This is a genomic window from Alicyclobacillus sp. SP_1 (assembly GCF_024706985.1).
In the GTDB taxonomy this organism is placed as follows: domain Bacteria; phylum Bacillota; class Bacilli; order Alicyclobacillales; family Alicyclobacillaceae; genus Alicyclobacillus_I.
This window is the reverse complement of the sequence record NZ_JAMCCX010000016.1, coordinates 58,498-65,157: the sequence shown is the minus strand read 5'-3', so window position 1 is coordinate 65,157 and position 6,660 is coordinate 58,498. Positions and strand designations below refer to the sequence as shown.

The 6,660-nt window shown below is 53.6% G+C and carries 6 protein-coding genes and 1 pseudogene; 5 read left to right on the top strand and 2 right to left on the bottom strand.

Annotation, left to right across the window (positions count from 1 at the left end; translation table 11 throughout):
- The 3 genes from M4I36_RS04285 to M4I36_RS04275 all read left to right on the top strand — a co-directional run.
- A partial coding sequence (locus M4I36_RS04285) for an IS5 family transposase (protein WP_258110461.1) occupies positions 1–1,094 on the top strand: 1,094 nt, incomplete at its 5' end.
- A 32-nt stretch (positions 1,095–1,126) separates the two neighbouring features.
- Complete coding sequence (locus M4I36_RS04280; protein ID WP_258110460.1) at positions 1,127–1,375, top strand: LysE family transporter; 249 nt, start codon at positions 1,127–1,129, stop codon at positions 1,373–1,375.
- A 96-nt stretch (positions 1,376–1,471) separates the two neighbouring features.
- A complete protein-coding gene (locus M4I36_RS04275; RefSeq protein WP_374985429.1) occupies positions 1,472–2,302 on the top strand; it encodes a YqcI/YcgG family protein in 831 nt (276 codons plus the stop codon).
- A gap of 18 nt (positions 2,303–2,320) precedes the next feature.
- Here the strand turns inward: M4I36_RS04275 and M4I36_RS04270 are convergent.
- Positions 2,321–3,592, bottom strand: a pseudogene (locus M4I36_RS04270) (amino acid permease); the annotation flags it as partial.
- 154 nt (positions 3,593–3,746) lie between these two features.
- On the opposite strand from M4I36_RS04270, the gene M4I36_RS04265 reads away from it, so the two are divergent.
- A complete protein-coding gene (locus M4I36_RS04265; RefSeq protein WP_258110458.1) occupies positions 3,747–4,340 on the top strand; it encodes a DUF1989 domain-containing protein in 594 nt (197 codons plus the stop codon).
- 51 nt (positions 4,341–4,391) lie between these two features.
- Here the strand turns inward: M4I36_RS04265 and M4I36_RS04260 are convergent, their stop codons facing one another.
- Positions 4,392–5,444: a L,D-transpeptidase family protein gene (locus M4I36_RS04260; RefSeq protein WP_258110457.1), complete on the bottom strand. Its 1,053-nt coding sequence runs from the start codon at positions 5,442–5,444 to the stop codon at positions 4,392–4,394.
- A gap of 264 nt (positions 5,445–5,708) precedes the next feature.
- Between M4I36_RS04260 and M4I36_RS04255 the strand changes: the two genes are divergently transcribed.
- The gene (locus tag M4I36_RS04255) at positions 5,709–6,659 is read left to right on the top strand and encodes an oxidoreductase (RefSeq protein ID WP_258110456.1); all 951 of its coding nucleotides are present in this window, start codon (positions 5,709–5,711) and stop codon (positions 6,657–6,659) included.
- The last annotated feature ends 1 nt before the right edge of the window (position 6,660 follow it).

Genomic DNA, 6,660 nt, shown 5'->3' with positions numbered 1-6,660 from the left:
TGCAAGCGGCTCGCCAAGAAGAAGAGGCCGGGGACGACGATGATCCCAAGGACGAACCGCCGACTTCGACCGAGGCAGGCTCAAAAGGTGACTCAAAAACAGAATCTCAAGAACCCCAGACCCATCAAGGAAAGCTCCTTCTGGATGCGACTTGTGCGCCGTCCGATATCGCGTATCCGACAGACCTGTCACTGCTGAACACGGCGCGTGAGAAACTAGAGGGTATCATCGATACGCTCCACGCACCGCATAAAGGGAATATGAAGAAACCCAGAGACCGGCGGTGTCAAGCTCGCCGTGACTACCTGAGAACAGCGAAGAATCGAAAGCCGGGTCGCTCAGAGATTCGCAAGGCGATTGGACGGCAATTACGCTATGTTGCGAGGGATTTGAGATTTATCGAACAATGGGTGCAACACACGTCACTCACAGCGCTCTCGAAAAAACAGTATCGAGATCTCTTGGTCATTCATGAGTTGCATCGCCAGCAGCGAGAGATGTATCGGTCTCGAAGTCATCGGGTGGATGACAGAGTCGTAAGCATCGCTCAGCCAGATGTTCGCCCCATTGTGCGTGGGAAGGCAAAAGCGAATGTGGAGTTCGGTGCAAAGGTGGCCATCAGTGTGGTGGACGGATACGCCATGATGGAGAGAACAAGCTGGGACAGCTTTAATGAGGGCACGACACTCATCGAGTCGGTGGAGAGATATGTGGAGCGCTTCGGATGTTACCCCGAAGCGATTCTGGCCGACAAGATCTATCGAACGCGGGAGAACCTCAGGTATTGCAAAGAACTTGGTATCCGATTGAGTGGTCCCAAGCTGGGAAGACCGCCCAAGCACGTGGAACCCGAGGAACGAAAACTGGAACGGCAGGACATGGGTGAGCGCAATGCGGTAGAAGGTAAGTTCGGAGAAGCGAAGCGAAATTACGGACTTGGCCTAATTCGGGCACGCCTTCGTCAGACCAGCGAGACGGTCATCGCCATGCAACTGCTGGTGATGAACCTAGAAAAGAGGCTACGGCTTCTTTTTTGGCTCATATTTATGGAGCTTATTGGGACTGATTTAGGCTTTGCAGGGGAAGTCGCCTGATTCATTCAGCACCCCCTATTTATGGTTCACTGTTGGCGAAAACGGCAGAAACCTCAGGACAACGCGCCCAAAGTTTCATGGAGACATTGGGCATTTTTGTGGGATTGGCGACTTGGGACCTTTGGATGGCCGTTCTGGCGAGCTCGTTTCGAAAATGGGCTAGTCCACAAGTAATGCGCATCGTGTCTGTCGCGGCTGGCGCCGCACTGATTGCATTTGGCCTGTATTTTGCTTTCCAGGCTCATCGGCAAATCTTTTCACCAGCGCTATCACTCGCCTGAACCTCGCTTCCCCGAAACGCATAAACATGCGATGACGATGAGGGGAAGGTGTGGGCTTTGACACTGTATACCAAGGACTGGTTGGACGAACGGGTGATGGAGTTAGGGGAGTGGCCCAGTGAAGCCTATGGAGAGTTTCGGGACCGAATGTTGGATTTGGAAATACAATTTCCTTGCATTTTAGGTCAAAAAGGATTTCGTGCGAACCAACTTCGCTTTGCTTTTCTGAGCGATTTCCGCTCCTGTAAGAGCCGCGAGGAGTTGGCAAAGGCGTTAGCAGAATACGGCCAACAAGCGCGCACGTGCGGACAGTACACATCGTTTGTGGCTTTTTTTGACACGCCTTGCAGTCTTCGTTCGAGTTACGGTGTGGAGGATTTCGAGCAGGTATTTTGGTCTCTTCTGCAGGATATTCACGAACTCGATGAACAGAGTTGGCCAGTCGATGTGCCGCAGGATGTGGACCAAACTCTGTGGGAATTTTGTTTCGGGGGTGAGCCCTATTTTGTCTTGTGTGCTACTCCCGCGCACCATCGTCGAAAGAGCCGCGAGTTCCCGTACTTTTATGTGGCGTTTCAACCACGGTTTGTCTTTGAAAAGATTCACGACCAAACCGTGTTTGGCCGGAAAATGAAAGAACGCATACGAGAACGACTCATCGAGTACGACGAAGCTGCCATCCATCCCGCATTGAGATGGTATGGACAACCGGACAATCGCGAGTGGAAGCAGTACTTTTTGCCGGACGATGAACGCGTTGCGACGCATTGTCCCTTTCACGCAGGCGCAATGAATAAATCACTTGTGTCGGAGTTTACGACGCGCCCATCGGAATTGGGGAGACTTGATGAGAATGGACAGAGCTGCAATGCCCCCAAGCAGCAAGAGGCTGATGAAAAATCCCGGCCTTGTCGTGGGGTGCAGTGACGTCCCCAATACTGCCACGAAGATGAGCATGACGGCGAGGGACGACTTTATTCTCTGTGCCCAGTTTGCTTTGTACAATTTCCAAAACGCGGCTACGATGAACATCCATGTATACATCAACAAGAGACCTGCCGCTGTGGCGATATGTTCATACAATTGCTTAGGGAGCAGCAGTGAAAGGAGAACAGAGAGAATGAGAAAACTGGCAGTGAGTGCGAGAGCCGGCCAAGGTAGGCGGCCTTGCTGTGCGTTTTGTTGCCCCAGTTGAATCCACGCGGGGGCATCTCCATCCTTGGACAGCGTCACTACCATGCTCGTGACCGCATAAATCGAGGCCACGAGAACAGAAAAAGCGGCTACGATGAAAATTCCGTTGAATAGGTGGGCGAGAACGCTCAATCGATAGAATTGCAGGGTGGAAAGGAACGGGCTTTGCGAGACGGATATGTGCCGATAGTCAACACTTCCAAGAATGAGCATCATGGAAGCTAGGTAGAGAGTGGTTACCGTGATCATCATCGCTAAGCCTGATTTTGGCGCCGATTTCGGCTGCTTCAATTGGACGGCCATCAGTCCCATGACTTCAATCCCCCCGAAGGCGTAAAAGGCGAATATGAAACTGGTCCAAACGTCTCGAACAGGGAGAGACGGGGCCTTCTTTTGCACGATGTCAAACGGAGCGCTCGAGGCCACGAGCTTGGACACGATGTGAAAAACCCCCGACGCATCCCCACGCTGTTGCCAGAGTCGTGCAGCGGCAACCGAAACGACCACTAGGAAGCCAACGATGGCCGCAATTTTCACCAATGCAAGAACGTTTTCTGTGCGTTCAAACGCTCTTGTTCCCCACGCCACGATGAGCACGCCGAGGCAGGCATAAGCGCCCGTCAATTCCCAGAGCGGCATGTGCGGAAGCCAATATTGTGTAAACAATCCGAGAGCAGTCAATGTGCTACCGAGAACGAGGCATTCTGAGGTCCAATAGAGCCAACCGTTTCCAAACCCGGCCCAGGGACCAAATGCGAGTTTTGCATAGGTCCGAAATGAACCTTGTTGTGGATTCTCGGATACCAACAAAGATAGTGCTTCCAAGACGAAGTACGATGCGATGGCCGCCAACGAGAATGTCAGCAGTACCCACCAGCCTGCCATCCGTATCGCGAGGGCAGAGGCTAAAAAGTACCCCGTTCCAGTCGTAAATCCCACACCCAGTAACGTCAGTTGCCAGCCAGTCAGATTTTTGTCCAAGTGTGAAGGTGCACGCTCGGATGCTTGCCGTGAATTGTGCATGCATGCCCTCCTCTGTCCTTACCTCATTCTGCGAAAGGAGAATGGCATTTATGTATAGAGCGGAATCTGACGCATGGCGGCTCTCGCAGGTATGCGGTCTCCAAACCGATGACATACTCGAAACAGTGGAGAAACGTGGAACGGGGGAATTTGAGTGTCGGATTATTTTCTCGAGGCGGGAACCGGATGTGGGTTTACGGTTCAAAAGGGCGATTTTATGTTCATCAAAGATGTTGAAGGGGAGCAGGTGGCCGATGTGGTTTTTTACACGGCAGCGGACAAAGAGGAGCGGTTCGATCCGACTGTGACTATGGACGCCTCTCACTCGTATGCCACAGGAAAAGGGTCCATTCTCTATTCGAACATCTATCGTCCGTTAGCGACGGTCGTCGAAGACACCGTCGAACAACACGATTTGCTCAACTCTGCCTGCCGTCCCGAGATGTACGAATTTCTCTACGGGGAGCCTTTGCATCGTAGTTGCTTCGAAAATCTGAACGAAGCTCTCCGCCCTTTCGGTATTCCTGCACCTCATCAGCACTATCCATGGAACGTTTTCATGAACACAGTTGTAGGAAGTCATGGGTCTTTGACCGTGGAAAGGCCACGTTCACGCCGCGGGGATTTTGTGGTAGTTCGCGCCGAGGTCGATTTGATTGTCGCGGTGTCCGCGTGCCCGTGCTCAGAAAGCGCGTGCAATGGCTTTCACTGTACGCCCATTGCGGTCTCTGTCTCACCTACACTCTAGGCTGCCGTCACTTTTTTGCGAAGGTTACGTCTCGGGTAACTGCGTGTCGCGTTACGCTTGAACGGTCACGAGTGTCCCATAGTGAAGAATGGTCCAAACGTACGCCGCATGCGAAATGGGTAGTTCTACACAACCGAGACTTTGCGGGAAGCCGTAAGACGCACGAGGAAAACCGTGCACTGCGCAACCCTCGTAGAAGTAGTTGACATAGGGGACACCGGGATCGTCATAAGGAGTTCCCCACGGGTTTACGCCCTTCATGGTCTGTGAGCGGTATCGTAAATAGATAGGCCAGGTGCCGTTGGGTGTAGGACTCTGAGCGATGCCTGTGTTACAAAGCGTGGTATAGATGATTTTTCCGTTTTCCCAGAGGTGAAGGAGTTCTGGTTTGGATTTTGTGACATCGACGTACACGTAAGGCCGCGGGTCCAATTCATCGACCTGAAGCGCCTTTTCCATGGCTGCTCGAACTTCCGGCCCTGCAATCCCGTCGACGGCAAGCCCGTGCATGCGCTCAAAGGACATGACAGCGCCTTTGGTGATCACGGTATCGACCTCCGGATTCCACAGCTCGGTCAAACTTTTCGGGAAGTCGTATTTCCACACGAACGTACCGCTTTGGGGATTAAGTTCATGGGACTGCAACTGCCGTGCAAACAGGTTGTCTAAAGAGATCCTTGTGGAGCCACCCGATATTTTACTGGAATTTGCAGAGCGGCTACCGTAGACGGCGTTCATCGTATTGGTGGGGGGCGCATTGGCCGGTACGGTATTGGACGAGGGACTGCCGGCGGACAGGAAAGAGAGTGGCAAATAGCCGAGTTCGGCCAGCGCTTCGTTCAGCCAAAGTGCGTATTTTCCATGGTCTCCCTGGGATATGAGTGGAATTGCTGGCTTTTTGACCGGGGGCAATGACTTTTGGATACTGACGGTCACCGTGGGAACAGGCAGTGGATCGACGGTTTTGGTGGGTGCTGGTAAGGGTGTGGATGTGGTTCCGGCGGTCACAGCGTGATGTGTCGGAGCGGTAGCGCATCCCGTAAGAAGTAAAAACAGACTTGAGGCGGCCGCCAAAACACTTCTTTGAAAACGAATCCATTGCACAATCATCCACCATCCTGTCAGACGAGCCCTGAGATTCCCGCGGACGCCGAGTTTTCTACCGCAACGTGGAAGTACGCTGTGCTCCAGTCGTGCGGTAGTGTAACATGTGCCTATCGTCACATGCTGTCGAACGGTGACCCGCGAGTTAGTCTATTTTTATGGAGTGGGACGCGCAGTCTAGCACTTTTTCTTGCAGGTGTGCAAAAATTGGGCACAGGAGCTCGCGGCGCGAGGGGTCGGCTAGGTAGAGAGGAAGGGCGGCAGATGTCAACCAGTCGTTGGGATGTGAATAAAGTACCGAGAATGGATGGGAAGACGGTAGTTATCACCGGATCGAACAGTGGTATTGGCTTGGAGGCAGCGAAAGTCTTGGCGAGCCGGGGGGCGGAGGTCACGCTGGCGGTTCGCAATGTGGAGAAGGGGGAGCAGGCGAAGCGGAGCATTCTGGAGGAGTCTCCGGGTGCCATGGTCTCGGTTTCTAAATTGGATTTGGCTGACCTAGGAAGTGTCAAGGAGTTTGCAGAGAACTTATTGGGGAGTGGCCGAAGGCTTTCGGTGCTCATCAACAATGCCGGAGTCATGGCGGTGCCATATGCTCGCACGGTAGACGGGTTTGAAATGCAATTTGGAACGAACCACTTGGGCCACTTTGCGTTGACGGGTCGACTGTTACCGGCACTGCTCAAGACTCCAGAGGCGCGCGTGGTGGTGGTCAGCAGTATGGCGCATCAGAGTGGAAAGATGGACTTTGACAATCTGGATGGGTCGAAAGGCTATCGTCGCTTTGGCGCCTATGGCCAGAGTAAGCTGGCAAACCTGCTCTTTGCCTATGAGTTCCAGCGCCGTTTGGAGGCATCGGGTTCGACCGTCCGTTGCATGGCTTGTCATCCTGGTTTCGCGGCTACCAATCTGACGTCGACCGGATTTGGCGGTAGACGTCCGTGGGTCGGTAAGTTTGTCGGAGGAGTGGCGAATGCCATGGCTCAAAGTGCCGCCATGGGGGCGTTGCCCACGTTGATGGCCGCCACAGAGGATGCGTTGCATGGAGGGGAATACGTCGGACCGGCGAGCCGCACGGGCATGCGTGGATACCCGGCGGTCGCGGTCTCGAGCAAGGCTTCTCGGAGTCAAGAAGATGCAGAGCGGCTGTGGGAAATATCGGAGCGGCTGACGGGCGTCACCTATTCGTTTGACGGGCGTCACCTATCCGTTTGAC

What these genes read in the sequence shown, in the direction of transcription:
- M4I36_RS04255 (WP_258110456.1), top strand. Translation starts at nt 5,709, where the DNA reads ATGTCAACCAGTCGTTGGGATGTGAATAAAGTACCGAGAATGGATGGG.
- M4I36_RS04275 (WP_374985429.1), top strand. Translation starts at nt 1,472, where the DNA reads ATGGAGTTAGGGGAGTGGCCCAGTGAAGCCTATGGAGAGTTTCGGGAC.